The organism is Pseudomonas typographi, from assembly GCF_014694385.1.
In the GTDB taxonomy this organism is placed as follows: domain Bacteria; phylum Pseudomonadota; class Gammaproteobacteria; order Pseudomonadales; family Pseudomonadaceae; genus Aquipseudomonas; species Aquipseudomonas typographi.
In genome coordinates this window covers 1-1,079 of record NZ_JAAOCA010000095.1, presented here as the reverse complement: position 1 = coordinate 1,079, position 1,079 = coordinate 1, and the positions used below count along the sequence as shown (strand labels likewise).

Below are 1,079 nucleotides of genomic sequence, written 5' to 3'. Positions count from 1 at the left end.
GCGCGAACGCCAAGAGCGAGAACGCCGCCAACGGCAACTGCTCCAGCCGCCCGCCCCCGCCACGCCGCCGCCCGCGCAATCCGAAGATACCGCCTGCCGGCGCGTAAAAGGGCTACGCCTGCATGGCAACCGCTTGCTCTCGGATAAACCACTGCAACAGGTGGCCGAGCCGCATCTGGCCCCGTGCATGGATGCCCGTGCGATCAACCGGCTGCTCGGCGCCTTGACTGCCGCCTATGTGCAGGCCGGGTACATTACCGCCCGGCCATACATCTTGCCTCAACCCGCCGATGACGGCGCGCTGCAGGTGGCATTGCTGGAGGGGCAGGTAGAAGCCCTCGAGATTACAGACCCCGCCCTGCCGCTGTCGCTGGAGAATGCCTTCGGCGAGATGATCGGCCAGCCCCTGCACCTGCCCACCCTGGAGCGTGGCCTGGACCAACTCAACCGCTTGCGGGTATTCGACCTGGCCGGTGATATACGCCCCGGCCAACAGGCTGGCGGGTCACGGGTGGTGCTGCGGCCATTGAGCTACCCGCCGCGCTCATGGGCGACGCTTCAGGTCACCAACGACGGCGCGGACCCCGCCGCCCGCGAACGGCTGACGGCCCATTACCAACGAGAAAGCCCGTTGGGCTGGAACGACCGGGTGGTGTTGGGATGGGGCCACAGCGTGGCCCGTGGCCGGCGCTTCTACCGCAATGCGGCGCTGCATTACCAAGTGCCACGTGGGCCATGGCAGCTTACGGTGGGCCTGAGTGGCTACCGCTACCGAAGCGACATCGAACGCCTGCGCCAGCGGCGTTCGGCCGCAGGCGGCGGCGGGCTGAAGGCCATGAGCCTGGCGCGCGAGTTATACCGCTCGCAACGGGCCATCGTCACCGCCACGGCGCGCCTGAATCACAAACACATCGATACCTATATCGGCGGCCGCCGCCTCCCGCTACAAAGCCCCCGCTACGGCAGTGCCGACCTTGAGTTGGACCTGCTCTGGGCCGGCGCGGCCAACTTCAATGCGCAATTGCGCTACAGCGAAGGGTTCGGCGGCTGGAATGCCGCCGATGGCCACCCAGCCCCCC

At 67.7% G+C, this 1,079-nt stretch carries 1 protein-coding gene; it reads left to right on the top strand.

What is annotated here, in order from left to right; translation table 11 throughout:
* A partial coding sequence (locus HAQ05_RS27785; RefSeq protein WP_190427576.1) for a ShlB/FhaC/HecB family hemolysin secretion/activation protein occupies window positions 1-1,079 on the top strand: 1,079 nt, incomplete at both ends.